Source organism: Leptothoe sp. EHU-05/26/07-4, from assembly GCF_043421015.1.
GTDB classification, from domain to species: domain Bacteria; phylum Cyanobacteriota; class Cyanobacteriia; order Phormidesmidales; family Phormidesmidaceae; genus Leptothoe; species Leptothoe turfae.
The window spans coordinates 175,988-193,166 of record NZ_JAXSQV010000011.1 but is presented as its reverse complement, the minus strand read 5'-3'; the positions used below and the strand labels follow the sequence as shown (position 1 = coordinate 193,166).

Genomic DNA, 17,179 nt, shown 5'->3' with positions numbered 1-17,179 from the left:
GGTACTCGAACTACCCATCTCTCAAATCCAAGGCCGTAATGGAGCCGCCTTAACCACCCTCTCTATACCAAGAGGTCACAGCATCACCCTGTCATTTATCGCTTCAGGTCATCGCATCCAATCAGTGTGGCTCGACGATCCCTCTCACCTGGTCTTCAACACGGACACACCGCTTTGTGGTCAAACCAATCAAGGTGACTGTGGGTCTGCCTCTGTCATCCGCATCCGACAGCTGGCCAATGCTATCGACTTTCCAGCCAATGCCGGAAACCAGTTTCCTGGTCCAAACACTGGGCATAGCACCCTGATGACCATTGTCGCCACCGATGCTCAAAACCAACAGGTGCTCTATTCCTTTGTCCTCGATGTCATTCCCCAGGCCACCGCACCTTACGCCGCCATTCAGATCGTTCCAGATAGGCCCTATGAGCCACCGGGAATTGTCCGCCGACAGGTTCAAACGCGGCTAGCTGAAATTCGCCGGGGTCTACAGCAAGCGCAACAGCAACAACTCATTGATACCCAAAGCCCGGAATGGCCCAAACTCCAAAATTTTCTCGCCCTCGCATCGTCCGGCAATCTCTCCCTCAATGATGCCATCTCACAATCCGATGTCTCCCGTGCCTTGATTGACCGTCTAGCGGCCATGGGCGCTCACTAATCTGCAATCAGGACTCGTCCTATGATTCGCTCTTGTCTCGTTACACTGCTAAGTCTCATTTGGTTTGCACTGGGGTGTCTCCTGATGTCGCCCAGTGCCATGGCCCAGAACTACACTCCCACAGCACTCTATCAAGTTGAACAACATGATGGCTCTGTCCTTGAGGGTGAAGTCTTTGATCTCTCCCAAATGGCTATCGATGATTTTGCCCCCATCGATCTCTCTGATGAAACCGCTCAGGTGCAGCTGAGTGAAATCGCACCCAATATCAATCTTTCCCATATGCTGACTGGCAATCGGGTCGCTAGCCAGGACTATCTCAACATGAGTTTGCTGGATACGGCCTTTGGAGTGGGTGAATGGAGTCTTGGCGATATTGCTCAACAGACAGGCGTGTCTCTAGCGGATATTCCGCTATCGGCCTATGGAGAAGCTATCGGTAATCTCTCACTGGGAGAGCTAACTGAAGCCATTCCTGAATTCGCAGGAGACACGGTTCGTCGGAATTCGGTTGTTATAGCTGTTCTAGAGAGCTATCAAGCACGGTTGCCAGACGCTGACTCACAGATTAGCTCCATGTTGAGTCTACGCGGTGATAAAGCCGTTTCTGTCCAAGAACTCCTCAGTGGCAGTACCCCTGCTCTCGCTGATATCCAGCTAAAAGACTTAGGTGACCAGCTCAACCAGTGGACTGTCCTCGATATTCCCGGACTCAATGCCACCCCAATCCAAGATCTAGATTCCCTCGAAAATGCCTTTGCCGGTGATTTGGAAGCCCTTGGCCTCACGGATAAACTCACCCTCAGTGCCTTTCCAAAACCACCGGTTCTCAATGAGATTATCCGCATGGGGAGGTTTGATGTGCCCTTAGGTGAACCCGAGCATGACCGGCTACAGGTGGTTTCCGGTGGCGTGACCGAAGGCGACAAATTTAATGGTGAGCCCTGCGAAGGGGGCGGCTGTATCCATGTAGAACTTGATGAAGTCGGTGCTCCACCCTCTTCGGGGCTTAGCGGCTTTGCCTGGATGACCAGCGATCAGCAGGTCCCTGATGGCTATGGCATTCTTTGTATTCCTTTTGGTTGTAAAGGTCCGGCAGGCAATCATCCCTTTGGTAAAGGCTTTCGCGTCCTGTTTAACGATCTTGATGAGGCCGATGGGTCTGTCCAGGTATCGATTTCATTTCGTACCTGTAAGACAATCTTTTTTGTAAAAACCTGCACACCCTATGTCTTTCCCACCCCCAAAGGGATTCCCATTGGCAGAATCAAAGAGAAAGCAATCTTTCCGGTAACACCCCCTGATATTAAGTTATCCGGCGATGATTTTAACTACGGCAATTCTCGCTATGGAAGTAATGGCAATCGCTATAGCCGAAATCCCTGTTTCTCTGGTGCAGGCGGTGTCACAGGAGATATCGTTGACCGGGCTGCTGACGCCCTACTCACGGTGCCGCTATATGACCGCAATGGTCAACTTGTTGGCCAAGGCTGGGATGAAGCGGGGGTGAGAGAACATGCCCCCCTACTCATTGGTGCAGCCCTAGAGCACGGGGTCACCGATCCGGCCCACATTGCTTATATCCTGGCGACGACTGGCCATGAAGCCTTATTCCGTGGCCCGATTGAAGAATTTGAATCCGGCTGGCAACGACGTACAGGTCCAGGAGACTATGGCGCTATCCATAGTGCCACCGGTCATCGTTACTATGGTCGCGGCTATGTACAAATTACCTGGGCGGCTAACTACCAAAAGATCGACCAGGTTCTGGGCACCAATACCTACCAGAATCCAGATCAGATGTTAGATCCAGCCGTGGCGGCACCGGCCACAGTTATCGGTATGCGCGATGGTATTTTTACCTCCCGCAGCCTGGACGATTATGGTTATGGCGACAATTTTGACTGGAATGGCGCGCGAAGCATCATCAATGACGGCGATCTTCGCTCGACTATTGGTGGCTATGGTCGACACATTTATGAGTACATCAAAGATACCGATTCAAATGATGTTCAACAAGCGGATGGTACGGTCGCTTCCAACTGTGCTCCAGGCAACGGAAGTGTTTCATCCCCCCTTGGAGGCACATCTCTCGAAGAGTTGTTAAATACCTACCAGCTCGCTGACTTTCAACGCTTTGAGGCCTATCGCGCCTACAGAAACGGCTGGCATGGAGGCATTGACCTCGATTATCGGGCCAATGGCGGTGCCGGTGGCGCAGTCAGTTCGGTCTCCCAGGGCACCCTCGTATCTGTCAAACAAATTGGCAATGCCCGTACGACTGGGGAACCCAGCGTTCAGGTTGTTGTCATGACCACCGATTCCCTCGGTCGTCAGATTGAACAGCGCTATAATCACTTATCATTAAGCTCCGTCCAAACGGCAACAGGATGTGGACTGGGTGATTGTAACGTCCCTGTAGGTTCTGGCACCCAAATTGGTGCCGTTGGTGAAGAAGATACCTTATCCCGAGGAGCCCATCTCGATTACAAAGTCAAAATCGACGGTCAATTTGTTGATCCATGGGGATTCCTGCAGGTTCAGACTACAGGTGGTTCCGGCACGATTAACACAATCGATCTATCCACAGGAGCTATCGGCTCAATCGAGGTCGTTCCATTAGGGGTCACGGAGACTGAGGAGATACCGTCCTCACCCTCTTCTTAGAACGCAACGCTTTGGCATAACAACATAATCTCAATGAGAAATCATGAAACCCATAAGACCCATAAAATTTCTGTCATTCCTCCTAATCTCAGCCGCAATTGTCATCATGCAGTTGTCACCCGTTCATGCCTTTGAAACACCACCAGGATTAGAAAATGCCTATCAACAGGTGTTATCCGATTGGGCCGCGCCACTACTACCGGCTGAAATCCCCTTTGAATTTACTAGAGTCGAGACCAGTTCCAGTGCCTCTCACTACCTTATTTCCATTGACATTAATGAATTTCAAACCGTTGCGATCGCAGCCGGTGAAGGCAGCAAACGTATCGACACTCTGTCATCAGAGGCGGTCCAGCAAATTGCTCTCAATAATCAAGTCGTCGGCTACTTTCTTCCGGCAGGTGAAACCGATGAGGAACCACCCGAACTCTCATTCTTGATCGAAGAGGTTAATTACTACGTTGGGGGTTGGGTTGCACCTGAGGATTTGATTGCGATCGCAAACTCCATGATTGATAACCGATAGGCACACCATGAGATTACCCACGAAACCACTACTTATCCTGGCAGCCTGTGCAGTTGTACTCTTCACGGGTTCATCCCTCTTGGCTCAGTCTAACGAAGTCACTGCTGAGGCAATTCAAGCAGAAACGCAAATCCCGGTTCTGATACCTGATGAGACGGTGCTGGCCATTGAGAGCCCTCTCTATCCAGAAATTATCCACACCGGTCCCGATGGCTACTATGTGGCCTATGGATTTACTGAAAACTGCGCCGATGCAGGCTTTTGTAACTATGCCCGTGTCCAAGGTCATCGCATCGGTTCCACCGTCTCTCACTTTAAGCCAGATTCTCTCGATGAGCTGATTACTGAACGCACTGAAGTACTAGCGGAAGCCCCTCACATCTCGCCCGATCCCATTGAAACCGTCACGCTTTCTGATAACTCCGAAGGAACGGTACTGCCCTGGTATTCCTATGCTAATCCAGGCAATACCGAAGTCATTTTTGAGCGTGATGGCATTCGTTATCTCTTTGCCATTGAAATGGCTCCCAATGCCGACGTTATCTCCATGGCCAATTCAGCACTGACCCCCTCTCCTGAGTAATCCCATGGCCTACTCCCTTGGTTCCACACAGCCAGCCTCACCATCAGCAAACTACCTGTCCTCACTATCGCCCCAGCAACTAGGCATCCTGGGAGCCTGTGCGGTCGGCATTCTGGCACTGGTCATCCTGGGAAATCAAGGAAGTGGTCGTAAATCACGACTGGCCACAAGTCGTTGGGCCAAAGGCGGTGACCGCAATCGAGCAAAAAAACGAGCCAAACAACAAATTAATGGGCGTGAGAAAAATAAGGTCACCCTATGGGTGAACGGTCCCAAAATTAATACTGTTCACCGTGAGGAGAAACCAACCTACTATAAAATCTCGGGAGATCATAAAACAATTTATATCCCGGATGCACAGCGCGGTATGTCGGTGATTGGTGGACCGGGTACCGGTAAAACCTTTAGTGTGATTGACCCGGTGATACGGTCTGCCATTGCCCAGGGGTTTCCCCTATGTCTCTATGATTTCAAATATCCAGCCCAAACCCAGCGGGTAGCTGCCCTGGCCGAAGCCGCAGGCTATGAGGTCAATATCTTTGCCCCCGGATTTCCTGAATCTCAGGTGTGTAATCCATTGGACTTTATCCAAGATGCCACCGATGCGGCCACCGCCCGTCAAATTGCAGAAGTGCTCAATCGCAATTTCAAACTCTCGGCTGCTCAAACCGACGATCCGTTTTTCTCTAATTCAGGCGATCAGCTGGTGGAAGCTACTCTCCTACTAGCCAAAGCCTTACCCCATCCTGATGTGATGACAGCCTATACCATCCTCAGCGATCCGGACTTGATTAATCGGCTTAAGGGCATCAATTCAGTGAATCCCTGGGTCGGTGTGGCCTTTGGTCAGCTATTAAGTACCGCGAAATCTGAAAAGACGGTCGCCTCCATTGTCTCCACAGCAGCGCTGGTCTTTACCCGGTTTATGAAAGCAGGCATGTTACCGGCTTTTTGTGGTGAATCCACCCTGCCCTTAGACATGACTGGGAAGCGACTGCTGATCTTTGGTATGGACCGTAATAAGCGCGATGTGGTGGGGCCTCTGGTGGCCACTGTTCTTCATATGGTGATCACGCGCAATGTTACCCAGCCTCGTACAGATCCGCTGGTAGTTGTTCTGGATGAGTTACCCACGCTATATCTGCCCAATCTAGTGCAGTGGCTCAATGAGAACCGCGAGGATGGCCTCTGTACTCTCATCGGTTACCAAAACCAGACGCAGTTGGAAAAAGCCTATGGAAAAGAGCTAGCCCAGGCTATCTTTGGCGGTACCGCTTCAAAGTTTATGTTCAATCCCCAAAGTGCTGAATCCGCTGACATGTTTAGTCGGATGCTGGGGGATGAAGAGATTCGCTACAAGTCGAAGTCCCGCAATACCGGTAGTGGCAAAAGCAGCATCACTCGTGCGGATCAAGAACGTACCCGTCGTCTCTTTGCCCCCGAACAGTTTAACCGGCTACCTCAAGGTCACTGCATTTACATCAACCCTGCCTATGGCAGCCGCAAAGAAGGCTCTGTCCCCCAGAAGCTCAAAATCAAGGTAGCTCCCCGTGAGATTAAAGCTCAAACCTTGAGCATCCAGTGCTGGGAAAAGCTCAGGGATAGCCTGATCGCCAGAGGTATCGGCAATACGCCTCAAGATCCAGACGCCGTCACCATTCGAGAACGAGAGTTTCAGGCCAAGTTACCCATCATCCGCAGCAACGACACCACCATGCCAACAGGCAATGCCCTCACCAACTCACCCCAAACCATATCCAGACGCATTTAAGCCTCATCAATAGGAGATTGTCCAATGCAAACGGGATACACACAACTGGATGCCGAAGAACGCGAAGCTGTCCGCACCAATGGCGCGATTACGGGTCAGATGCTGGCAACAGCCGCTCGTCTCACACGACAGGCATTGGACCGGGGTCTACAGTGGTTCCAAAACAGAACCCGACCGCCCACCGAGTTAGAACTCACAAGATCTCAACAGCAGGCCGCTGATATTATCGCGGTTACAACTGAACGCTGTGGTGAACTCCAGGGTGACGGTAGTCTTGCCTTTGAAACAGAACAATATCGCTTTTCAGTGACACCCGATGGCATTTATTCAGCGGTTGATAAAAATCTCGATTGGACTGTCTTTGAATTTCAGCGAGACCGTACAGTAGTGCAAGAAAAAGCAGCGGCACTGGCCGATTTAGCAGCGGATTATGGTGACTACACTCCCGAAGCGGCAGCGACAGCCACCAATGGTGCGATCGATGACTTGTTTACCGTCATCGACGGACCTGATTTAGAGATTGATCAAGCTGTTCCAACCTCACCAGTTGTAACTACACCCACCGCAGAACCGGTTGTTGATGACATTACACCCACGGTCACTCCACCTGAGGCTATATCTATTGCCACGGCTGAACTGACTGCCCCCATTGAAGAATCGGAACCAGTACCTGCTGTTGACACTACTCCAGCACCTGGAGACAGCAACAATTCTCAGACGATGGCGGCGTTCTTTGCCAATCTGGTAGACACCCAAGGGCAGATTGAAACAATTGAAGCACCTCAGATAGAAACAGCACCTGCTGAGGTCATGCCCTCTGAAGAACCACCGAGTCAAGTCGATGATCCGTGGATAAAAGCCCCCTCTGTGGAGCCCACCGCTGAGATCGCGGACGAACTCATAGAATCCTACGGTGAACCGGTCCAACCGAAACCACCTAAGCGCTATGCCGGAGAAGACTTTGACATTCTTCAAAATGACAATCGCTACGAGGTACGCGATAAGGACAATCAAACGCTCTTTAGCTTTGAAAAGCACGGCAACCAGTACCACATCCTCCAAGACAATCTCAGCGACGAACAACGCCAACAGTTTGCTCGGGTCCATACCCGCACCCAGTCAGTGGGGTTAGATCAGGTGATGGCCGACCCTACCGGCAATACCCAGCTACGCTATCTCGAAGACCTGGCCCCAGAAGGGAGTAAAGCCATTTCCTTTGCCCATCATCAGCTGGACCTGGCCCATACCAATCAGCTAGAAACCCAGTCCCAAGGCATCATTCGCCATGAGGATCGCTCATTGGTGATTTACAACAAAGCTGAAAATCGGGTAGTTGCTTCGTCCACGGCTCAAGGTGAGATTTCGTCCCAGATGACATCCCAGGAAAAGGTCACCTTTGACCGGGCATGGCAGCAGACTACACAGCAACAACAAACTATCCAACAACCATCCCGCAGTCCAGATCTCGAACGGTAAATTCCATCATGGTCAAAACCCTTATTTTCTACACCCTCGCCGCAGGCATTTTGACACCGCCTGTCATTCTGGGGAATCAACCCACAGAACCTGATGCCCAACCATTAACATCGCATTACCCGCTGGTGCGGGCGACTCAACCCGTTCAGATAAACAAACCCATTCCCCATAATCTCCCGACTGTTGTACCGCCACCAGCCGTTGCACCCATACCCCAACCAATTACCCCGCAATTTGTCACCTATCGTCCTGAACGAGTACCAGTGGCAAGGACATCTGAAAGTCTTTCACCACCTGAGCCACCAGCTCCAGTAGGGCAAGAACCGACTGAGTTCGCTCTCTCGGAACCACACATCCCGACAGATAGTCCTGATGTGACTTCGGAAGAGGTCTCACTACTGCCAGCGTCACCCACTATTGAGAACTCTGACGTAGAGACTCCAGAAACACCTGATTCGTCTACAGATCTCACAATACTGCGTGACGTTACTCCCCAAGCCCATATCAGCAGTACAGCTACCTTAAAGGCCTACAACATCATGTCCGGTGAACGGCTGTGGGAAACAACAGAGTCTCTTACCGTTCAGGCCAGAAATCATCAGGTAATGCTGGATGACCAAGCCCATACAGAACTCATTCTTACCGTGCCTAACAATGAATCCATCACTGTTAATGGCATGGATTATCCAGGTGGTCTCATTATCCGTGCCCAAGAGGATGAGCTTTACGTGATCAACTATCTCTCGGGAGAGCAGGTGATGACGGTTCAACCAGAAATCAGCCTAACAATCCCTTCCTTTTCTAATAGAACAGAAGCCCTTCTAGCCCAATCCGAACCTGCCCATCACTGGTATGACCTAGATGGTCGTTTACCGGAAAAACCACCACAAATTGCACGGCGTGAGCCACCATAGATGGGTTCTTTGCTCCGGTGTCCTCCATGTCTACTGTACCTATGAATTTACTCACTGCCCAAACCGCCGATGACTTTACCCGCTTGGGAAAAGAACTCATCAACATTCAAGCTCTCCTCCAGGCTCAAGCCTATGAACTAAGCGAACACGATACGGTGCCAGACTGGATGCAACCCTGGCCTGTCGATATGCAAACCGTCTTTTGTTGTCCTACCTGGAATCAATGGATGGTGCAACAACTTCAGCAATGGCAACCCACTGAAGACCAGGTGCCTCTTACCATTACCAATCTTGTTAAAGCAACCGTCTTCTATCTACGCTCCGGCGAACTAGACCAATTACCGGCCTAATCCATGGATTTAGCGGACCAACAGACACTCATTCAGCAGTTTCAGGCCCATTTTCTGACTGGAAACGGGTTTTCCACCATCGTGCAGGCCCGACAGTTTGCCAATGATCAGTTGGACCAGTCCCTGGATCCGCTCTCCTCCGACCACAAACAAGTGGATGAAGCCATTGAAAAAGCTATCGTCCGCAGTGCTCGGATTTTAATCTCAGGCAGTGATTCCCTTGCACCACCCATCACTACCCACCAGGCCTTTGACCGACTGACTGATTTACTCAGCCATCAGCCTCGTTTGGCCGTGCGCACCTCCACCTCCATGGCCCAGCAAGCCTACAGCACACCCATTCCCATTGCCTATTTTGCTGCCACCCTGGCAGGCATTGATGCCAACACCACTGTCTATGAACCCACTGCAGGCAATGGAGCCTTACTCATTTCGGCGAATCCAGCCCTGGTCATCGGCAACGAACTAAACAGTGACCGATTGACAGAACTTCAACACCAGGGATACACACAGCTGACTCAACATGATGCCTGTGACTATAGTCCTGGTCAAAGCATTGCTAATGTGGTGATTACCAACCCGCCCTTTGGTCGTGCCCGAGATCCGACAACGGGTCACAGCAAACGGTTTGCCATTGGTGATACCTGGAGTGCTCAGCTAGACCATGCCATTGCCTTTAAGGCCCTTGATGCGCTCAAGGATAACGGTCGAGCGGTCTTAATCATTGCTGCGCCCCACCGTCGTACTCAACAGATCACCGATGAGTATCGCGCCAACCAATACAACGAGCGTGAAACCCGTGGCTTCTTGTTTAATCTCTATCGCCACTACACCGTCACCAATCATCTCACCCTGGATGGTGACCTTTATGCCAAACAGGGAGCCGGTGCCGATATTGATCTGATTGTGATTCAGGGGCGACGGTCATCGCGGGATGATCCCTTTGTTCGAGCCTTGCCCGCCGTAGATGTCCCGCCCATTCTCAACACCTTTGACCAGCTTAAGGAGAGATTACCCGATGTTCCCCTATCCCACCTATCCCTACCTTTGGAGGCCCCAGAAGAGTCCAGAGATTCTCACGGTGAAGGTCCCCCAGGAGTACACCCACCTGACGGACCGCATCTATCGGACACTGATGGAGGAACGTCTGAGCTGGCTGATGTGGGAAGCGATGACGACAGAAGGCTATCGTCTGACGGACATTCACCAAATCCTGAGTCAGTTTCTCTCCCAGACCGCCCCCACCCAGATGCCACCGAACCTGCCGGACAGTCTGGAGGACGAAGACGGCAAGATTCAGTGGTGTCAGGACTGGGCACAGACACTAGTCCAGGGCAACGAGATCGTCAGAATAGTTCTGAATACAGCCGACCTGACCATACCGCCCCTAACCCCAGACAGCTCCCTCTATTCCAACGGGCTGGATCTGCACAACAGCACTACCCTCCACACCTGGCTCGATACAGTGAAACCCTAGCAACCGCCATGGCTCAACCTGTTTCCACCCCCAAAGACACCACCCAAGTGCCCTATCAACCGCGCAGTCAAGGTCGTCCCATGGATACCCTGATTCCGCGCAATATGGCGAATTCAGCCCAGGTGGCTCTCACTCGCTTTGAGCAACAGCATGGCAACATCGATGAATTTGTCCGCACCAGCCTGGGCTACAGCTCCATGGGTGAACTGCACCAGCGGCTCTACGCGGAACAGATTGACACCATTGGGCTGGCCATTAGTAATCTCAACCAAGGTAATGGCTTTGTCATTGGTGACCAAACAGGCATTGGCAAGGGTTGTCAGTGTGCAGCCCTGATGGCCTACAGCACACGCCAGGGAAAACCGGTGGTGTTTTTTACCCAAAAGAATGCGCTGTACAAAGACATTCTACGAGACCTAGAAACCATCGGCGTAAGAGATTTTGCGCCCTTTGTGACCGACAGTAATGCCAAGATTGACCTGGGTAAGGGGGCGATGCTGCGCACTGGCAGTCATAACCAGCAGGAACAAGAAATGAACCGGCTGATGGGGCTAGGCAGTCTGGGCTCCTATGATGCGGTGTTTACCACCTACAGCCAGATTCAAACAGTGGCTCAAAAAGAACCCCTACGGCGACACTTTTTAAGATCGCTGGCTGAACGGGGAGCCATCTTTATCTGCGATGAAAGCCACGAAGCGGGCGGGTCTCCCCAGACCGGCTGGCAGATTAATGGAGCACCACCCAACCGGGCCGAATTTATGCGCGAGTTGATTGATACGACGCTGGCCAGTGGCGGCGGCGTGGTCTACAGCAGTGCCACCTATTCCAAACGGCCTGATGTCATGGACCTCTATGCCCGCAGTACCGATCTGCGCTACGCGGTGGGCAAACATCGGTCATTAGAAGTCACTCTGCGGGTAGGTGGCGTACCGCTCCAACAGGTGATTGCGGCCAAGTACGTTAAGTCCGGTCAGATGATGCGCCGGGAACGTTCCTTTGAAGGGGTGTCCTTTGACACGCTCACCGTTCCTGCCGATAAAGAAACTGCGGATCAGTTTTCGGCGGCGATGCGGGCTATTAATGCGTTTGATCGGGCTAAGCACAAGGAAGTGAAACGCCTCAGCAAGGAACTGAGAAAAGAAGCCAAACGCATGGCCCTGGACAATGCCATCGGCCAGGTGGGCGTAAAATCCACTAACTTTACCAGCCTGATGCACAACTGCATTGAGCAGGGGTTGTTGGCTCAAAAGGCAGAGGCGACAGTTCAGACCACCATTCAAGAACTAGAAGCCGGACGCAAGCCGGTGATCGCCTTAGACAATACTATGGGAGCCTTTATCGATGCCTGGGCGGAGACCCATGATGCTAAACCCGGAGACCGGGTCAATATTACCTTTTCAGATCTGTTGGCCCGCTATCTGGAGCGCTCCCGTGATATCTCCATCAGTGACCATGCTGGACGCAGAGACCGCCGCCCCATGACCGATGAGGAACTGGGCATCGATGGTATGGCCGCTTACATGGAAGCCCGAGACATTATTGATGATAGCGATCTCTCCCAGATTCCCATTAGCCCCATTGACTACATCCGGGGTCGCTTAGAACAAGCAGGCTACACCACCACCGAAGTAACGGGACGAAAATCAGTTCTTGACTATGACGCTGATGGCTCAGCTGTCTACAAGACTCGCTCGGCCAAAGAGATTTCCACCAATGGCAAAATCGCAGCAGTCAATGACTTTAACAGCGGTCAGGCGGATGTGATTATTATCAACCGTTCTGGCTCCACCGGCATTTCTCTCCATGCCTCAGAAACCTTTGCCGACCAGCGACCACGGGTAATGATTGTGGCCCAGGCCAGCCGCGACATTAACACCTTTATGCAAACCCTGGGCAGAATCCATCGTACTGGTCAGGTAGAGCTACCCAATTACAAACTACTCACCACCGATTTACCCGCCGAGAAACGACCCGCCGCCATCCTCAGCCGTAAGATGGCCACCCTCAATGCCAATGTCACCGCCGACCGGGAGACGGCCACCTCCATCCAGGGAGTGGTGGACTTTTTCAATGAGTATGGCGAGACGGTGATTACCCAGCTGCTCGAAGAAATGCCCGAACTTAATGAGAAACTGGATGATCCCCTAGGTAGAGCCAATGACAATGATTTAGACCTAGTGTCCAAGGTGACGGGACGCTTACCGCTGTTGCCCGTAGTTGAACAAGAATGCACTTATCAGCTGATTGAGACGGGCTATGCCGACCTGGTAGCTCAAAAGGAAGCCATGGGAGAAAGTCTGCTCCAGGCGGATCAGCTAGATTTGGATGCCCGCACCATTGCCCGCATGGAAGTGATACCCACTGACACCAAGCTTCAAACCGAATTTAGTGGGCCGGTTTATCTGGAGGTAATTGACGCGAAATCCTTGAGTAAGTCATTGACCCAGGTGCAGGTAGCCAACCAGGTACGAGAGTTTTTAGAACAGCCGCTCAGTCAGCAGATCACCGAGGCCCACTGGGACCGTCTCAAACACCAGGGCAATGAGCGGGCGGAGACGATGATTCAATCGGTCACAACCAGTACCCAACACTACAAAAATGGAAAACTGGCCAGCTTAGAAGTGCTCAAGCGACAGCAGTTGGCATCACTGCCTGAAGGAGCTGAAGCCCCAGCCCAGGAAAAGATCAACAAGCTGAATCAAAAGCTGGATGCGCAGCTGTCGTTTGTCACTAAACAGTTAAAGGATTTTCCGGTGGGCACCTCGGTTCGTATTACACGGCAGCAAAATCAGACGACGGCAGATACGTTTTATGGAGTGGTGACAGGGGTGGACTATTGCAATCGCGGAAGCGCACCCTCAGTTCCTAGCTCCTGGCATCTGCGGGTGGCCCTAAGCAATGGCGATGTCAAATCCATGGCGATTCCCCTATCGGCTCTCAATAGCACCCAGCGCAAAGGCAAAACTGTCAAGGAAGCGCTAACCATGGAGCCGGTCGAGCAGGAGTTGTGGACCGGAAAGTCGATTTATGAACTATTCGATTTGCAGCAGCAGGATGTCCGGCAGCAGCGACAGGTGTTGACCGGAAATTTGGTGAAGGCGTGCGATCGCTATCCGGAAGGGAAGCTGCTCAACTTTACGGATCACAAGAGCCGCATCCGTCAGGGCCTACTGCTACCCAAGTCCTTTGATATTGCCGACAAGCTACGCAATGAGCCGGTGGTGCTTGAAACGGCCCAGCAGGTCCATCGGTTTTTAACGGAAGTCACTGAGGGACGGGGTGGGCTAAAAACCTTAGATGGAAATTTATCCATCCGACTCCATGGCAGTGGAGAGGGGTTAATTTTAGAAGCGCCCAGGGCCAAGGAGACCGGAGGGGCATATTATCTCAATGCGTTATTGATCGACCGCATTGGCAAAGACTTTGTCTCCCGTGGGGACACCATGCGGACATTGGTGCCGCCTGAAAATGCAGAGCGTACTCTGAACACCATCATCACGATTAACCCTATTGCTTGTGTAGACCCACGGTATTTACCCGAGGCCCGAGACCAAATGGGGGTGAAGATTCCAGAGCTAGAAGCAGCACCCGATGGTCAGGTATTAGAAGTCGAAGATGAGTTTATTGAAGGTAATGTGGTGCCCTATGTGGATGCTCCAACACCGCAAGACATCGAGTCTTTAGAGGCACTGTTTGCTAAGGCAGATGAGGTTACACCTTCTGAGTCTGAAGCGGAGGTGTCAGTGGACAAAGGGTTACTAGTTGAGAAGACTTCTGCACCTGAACCTGCTTTAGAAACTACCGTTGAAGAATCTCAGAATTCAGACAACACCCAACCGATCCAACGAGTTGCCCATAGCAAATACCAATCGAGAATGGCAGAGAAGTTTGTCTCTAAATTTCTCTATGAGGCAGACCTAGCGGAAAAGGTCGTCGAAGGGGACGACTTTCATCTCAAGATTCTCAATGAGCCCTACATACCGCTCGTTGTCGAAGCCCACAAACTAGCCGATGACCACTATCAGCTTTATCTCACCCATTACATCGATGTGAATGAGGACCTTGTTCATGATGGGGAAATGGTGTTTAATATCTTGCCCGATGGCATTCTTCAGCTTGATCAGACAGCTACCCAGGATGCGTTTCGAGGTGGGGAGCATCGAGTCTATGAAGGGGGTGACCGCACCTTTGCCAAGATGTTTGCGATGAATATCCGTGCCCAGGGCTTTGGCGAAGCCGCACGGACACAGTTGGCTCAAGCGACAATCACTCGTGAAGAAGAGCCAATATTTGAACCCGAAGAGATAATATCAAAGCCTCCTAAAGAAGAGGCAATATCAGACTCTTCTCCAGAAGAACTCACACCGAAGTCTCCTGAACCTGAAGAGATTCAGCCGTCTCTATTGGATGGACCGACCAGCATTGGAGACTATTCTCTGGATGCAGCGGGAGCCGATCCCAGTTGGGGAAATCCTGAACCGACAGACCCCATTCAACACAATGAGATCTCACCACCTAATCCAGAACCACAAGAAATCTCACCACTAGAACCCTTGAGCGCTAACGCTCAACGGGAGATGGCCCAGCAGGACCACGAGGCATTGATTACCCAGGCACGAGCCATGGATTTAGAACAGGTCGCGCTATCACTCGGGTTAGAACGCTACACCTCAGATAAATCTAAATGGCATTTTGGGAGCCATGCCATTTCTATCTCTGCCAACAAAGGTCTTTTCAATGATTGGCATGCCCATAAAGGCGGCAGTGGAGCCATTGATCTGGTGCTCCACGTCAATGAGGACTGGGACTTTAAGCAAGCCGTGGAATGGCTCACCGGAGAATCCATGGTGCCTGTTCCCTCTTTCCAGGAAGCCCAGGCCATCCTGGAAAAGGCTCAGCAGCCGACGGTCGAGCCGCTAGTCATTTCAAAAACGGCTTCGACCAACTGGGGGCAGGTCCATACCTACCTCACCCAGGACCGACAGATTCCAGCGGATATCGTCAATCAAGCTTTCCAGCAGGGCAGTGTCTTTGCTGATGATCGGAGCAATGCGGTGTTCACGATGCAGCAACTACGCCAGGATAGTCTTACCGGAAAATCTTCCAACACTCTCCGAGCAGGAGCCATTACTGGTTATGCCCTTCGAGGCACTAGCAGCGACTACAAACATATTACCAAGGGGTCTTCTAAAGCAGAGGGCTGGTTTTTGTTTCACTCAGGTACTGACACCCAGCGCATTGTGATCACCGAATCGCCTATTGAGGCGTTATCGTTAGCGGCCATGGAGCGCAGTAACGACACCCTCTACCTGGCTCTCAATGGCAACAGTCCATTACCTGTCGAGCAGCTCCAGCACCACATTGACCAAGGTGGAGACGTGCTGACGGCGTTCAATAATGATGCGGCTGGCATGAATCTCAGTGCGCAAGTACTGGAGCAGATACCCGAGGCAGGCACCCTTTATCCAGAGGGTGATTTCAATGACTGGAATGAGCAGCTTTGCCACCAATCAGAGGCCTTCCAAAATCCAGAGCAGGATCTTCTCAGTGCCCCGGCCCTGGATGACCTACGGGACTGGTATCGCAAGGCTTCATTAATGCAGCGGGGACCGGAGCATCAGGCCCAGATCGCCCAGGTGGGCCGTGGAGAACGAGCATTTACCGAGCGGGATGCAGCCGCGATGGCAGCGGACAATCGAGCCTTTGCTCTATCTGAGCGCTTTATTCAGCGTACGCAGCACATTCTGACCCAGTGGGGACAGCCCCAGGCAGATGGGCATCTCGCCACTAATATCGATCAGTATCATCTACGCGGTTCGCCCGATGGGTTGAGTTTTTCGGTGACTAGCCATGACGGTAAACCCTTGCTCCAGGTGGAGCAAGGGACCCTCAGTCACGTCATCATTACGCCTAATGACGCTCAACGATTTGAAACTCTGGGTGCTCGGGCGCAACAGGAAATGCTACGGGCGCAACGTTCTCATAGTCCACCATCCCATGAGGTAAGTCGATGACGATAGCTACCAATCACGCTCCTAAGTCTCTTGATTCCGTTCTCAAGCAATATGGTACTGAGGCGAAGCAGGCAGTTACTCAAATCCTGGCCGAGTATGGGGTACGGGTAACAGACCCCATTGCAGCAGTGATTAGCTCCATCTATGCGGCCAATCTCCAAAACCTGAGTCAGTTAGCCCAAGTGCCAACTGCTTTTCAGAACCAGGTAAAATACGAGGTTAAAAGCTTTGGGGCGATATCTCAAGATCTCAAAGAGCAGCTCCGAGGGATATTGGCTCAGAAGCATTTCGACCTGTCCAAGGAATTGGGTACGGAACTGGGTCAGGTGGTGGAAGAAGCGGTCACTCAGCACTGTAAGCAAATTGATCGGGTAAATGATAAACAACTTTGGATGCGGGCAGGCTTACCGATGTTTGGCATAGCAGCACTGCTGATGTTTGGTGGAGTAGGCTTTGGCTTTGCCTTGGGGATGCATCGGATATCTCAGGGAGGGCAAGCTAAGGTGCTATCGTCGGCGGAATTGGCGGCGCTGCAGTGGTTGAGTTCCGAGGAAGGCAAGCAGGCATGGGAGCTAGGGGTGCATAACCGAGGGGTAATTCAACAGTGTTATGAGGAGTTGAGGTAAGGATAGGGGGTTGTGATCTCAAATATATCCTTCTCATGGCAACGAAACTGAAGCAATAGACTTAATCGGAAATAAGGCGATTTGCTAGAATGACTGCTCGTATCATCCCTCAGA

10 protein-coding genes are annotated in these 17,179 nt (G+C 51.8%); all 10 read left to right on the top strand.

Annotated features, from left to right (window positions below):
• Positions 1–661, top strand: a 661-nt coding sequence (locus U2F10_RS36595) for a hypothetical protein (protein WP_499874984.1), incomplete at its 5' end; no start/stop codon positions are given.
• Between the two features lie 21 nt (positions 662–682).
• The gene (locus U2F10_RS36590; protein WP_499874983.1) at positions 683–3,328 is read left to right on the top strand and encodes a glycoside hydrolase family 19 protein; all 2,646 of its coding nucleotides are present in this window, start codon (positions 683–685) and stop codon (positions 3,326–3,328) included.
• A 106-nt stretch (positions 3,329–3,434) separates the two neighbouring features.
• Positions 3,435–3,854, top strand: coding sequence for a hypothetical protein (locus U2F10_RS36585; RefSeq protein ID WP_499874982.1), 420 nt, complete (start codon positions 3,435–3,437; stop codon positions 3,852–3,854).
• A gap of 7 nt (positions 3,855–3,861) precedes the next feature.
• Positions 3,862–4,437 carry a hypothetical protein gene (locus U2F10_RS36580; RefSeq protein ID WP_499874981.1) on the top strand — a complete coding sequence of 192 codons (576 nt, stop codon included), beginning with the start codon at positions 3,862–3,864 and terminating at the stop codon, positions 4,435–4,437.
• A 4-nt stretch (positions 4,438–4,441) separates the two neighbouring features.
• Entirely contained in the window at positions 4,442–6,208 is a 1,767-nt protein-coding gene (locus U2F10_RS36575) for a type IV secretory system conjugative DNA transfer family protein (RefSeq protein WP_499874980.1), read from the top strand.
• 24 nt (positions 6,209–6,232) lie between these two features.
• Positions 6,233–7,684 carry a hypothetical protein gene (locus U2F10_RS36570; RefSeq protein WP_499874979.1) on the top strand — a complete coding sequence of 484 codons (1,452 nt, stop codon included), beginning with the start codon at positions 6,233–6,235 and terminating at the stop codon, positions 7,682–7,684.
• Positions 7,685–7,692: 8 nt separating this feature from the next.
• Positions 7,693–8,598, top strand: coding sequence for a hypothetical protein (locus U2F10_RS36565; RefSeq protein ID WP_499874978.1), 906 nt, complete (start codon positions 7,693–7,695; stop codon positions 8,596–8,598).
• 26 nt (positions 8,599–8,624) lie between these two features.
• A complete protein-coding gene (locus U2F10_RS36560) occupies positions 8,625–8,948 on the top strand; it encodes a hypothetical protein (RefSeq protein WP_499874977.1) in 324 nt (107 codons plus the stop codon).
• A 3-nt stretch (positions 8,949–8,951) separates the two neighbouring features.
• Positions 8,952–16,439 (top strand): strawberry notch C-terminal domain-containing protein, encoded by a 7,488-nt coding sequence (locus U2F10_RS36555; RefSeq protein ID WP_499874976.1) that lies wholly within the window; start codon positions 8,952–8,954, stop codon positions 16,437–16,439.
• Entirely contained in the window at positions 16,436–17,065 is a 630-nt protein-coding gene (locus U2F10_RS36550) for a DUF6753 family protein (protein WP_499874975.1), read from the top strand. The genes U2F10_RS36555 and U2F10_RS36550 overlap by 4 nt, the downstream gene beginning before the upstream one ends.
• Positions 17,066–17,179 lie beyond the last annotated feature (114 nt).

Bases quoted from the DNA above. Each gene is read 5' to 3' on its own strand.
- U2F10_RS36550 (WP_499874975.1), top strand. From the start codon at position 16,436: ATGACGATAGCTACCAATCACGCTCCTAAGTCTCTTGATTCCGTTCTC.
- U2F10_RS36555 (WP_499874976.1), top strand. From the start codon at position 8,952: ATGGATTTAGCGGACCAACAGACACTCATTCAGCAGTTTCAGGCCCAT.
- U2F10_RS36560 (WP_499874977.1), top strand. From the start codon at position 8,625: ATGTCTACTGTACCTATGAATTTACTCACTGCCCAAACCGCCGATGAC.
- U2F10_RS36585 (WP_499874982.1), top strand. From the start codon at position 3,435: ATGCAGTTGTCACCCGTTCATGCCTTTGAAACACCACCAGGATTAGAA.
- U2F10_RS36575 (WP_499874980.1), top strand. From the start codon at position 4,442: ATGGCCTACTCCCTTGGTTCCACACAGCCAGCCTCACCATCAGCAAAC.
- U2F10_RS36565 (WP_499874978.1), top strand. From the start codon at position 7,693: ATGGTCAAAACCCTTATTTTCTACACCCTCGCCGCAGGCATTTTGACA.
- U2F10_RS36580 (WP_499874981.1), top strand. From the start codon at position 3,862: ATGAGATTACCCACGAAACCACTACTTATCCTGGCAGCCTGTGCAGTT.
- U2F10_RS36570 (WP_499874979.1), top strand. From the start codon at position 6,233: ATGCAAACGGGATACACACAACTGGATGCCGAAGAACGCGAAGCTGTC.
- U2F10_RS36590 (WP_499874983.1), top strand. From the start codon at position 683: ATGATTCGCTCTTGTCTCGTTACACTGCTAAGTCTCATTTGGTTTGCA.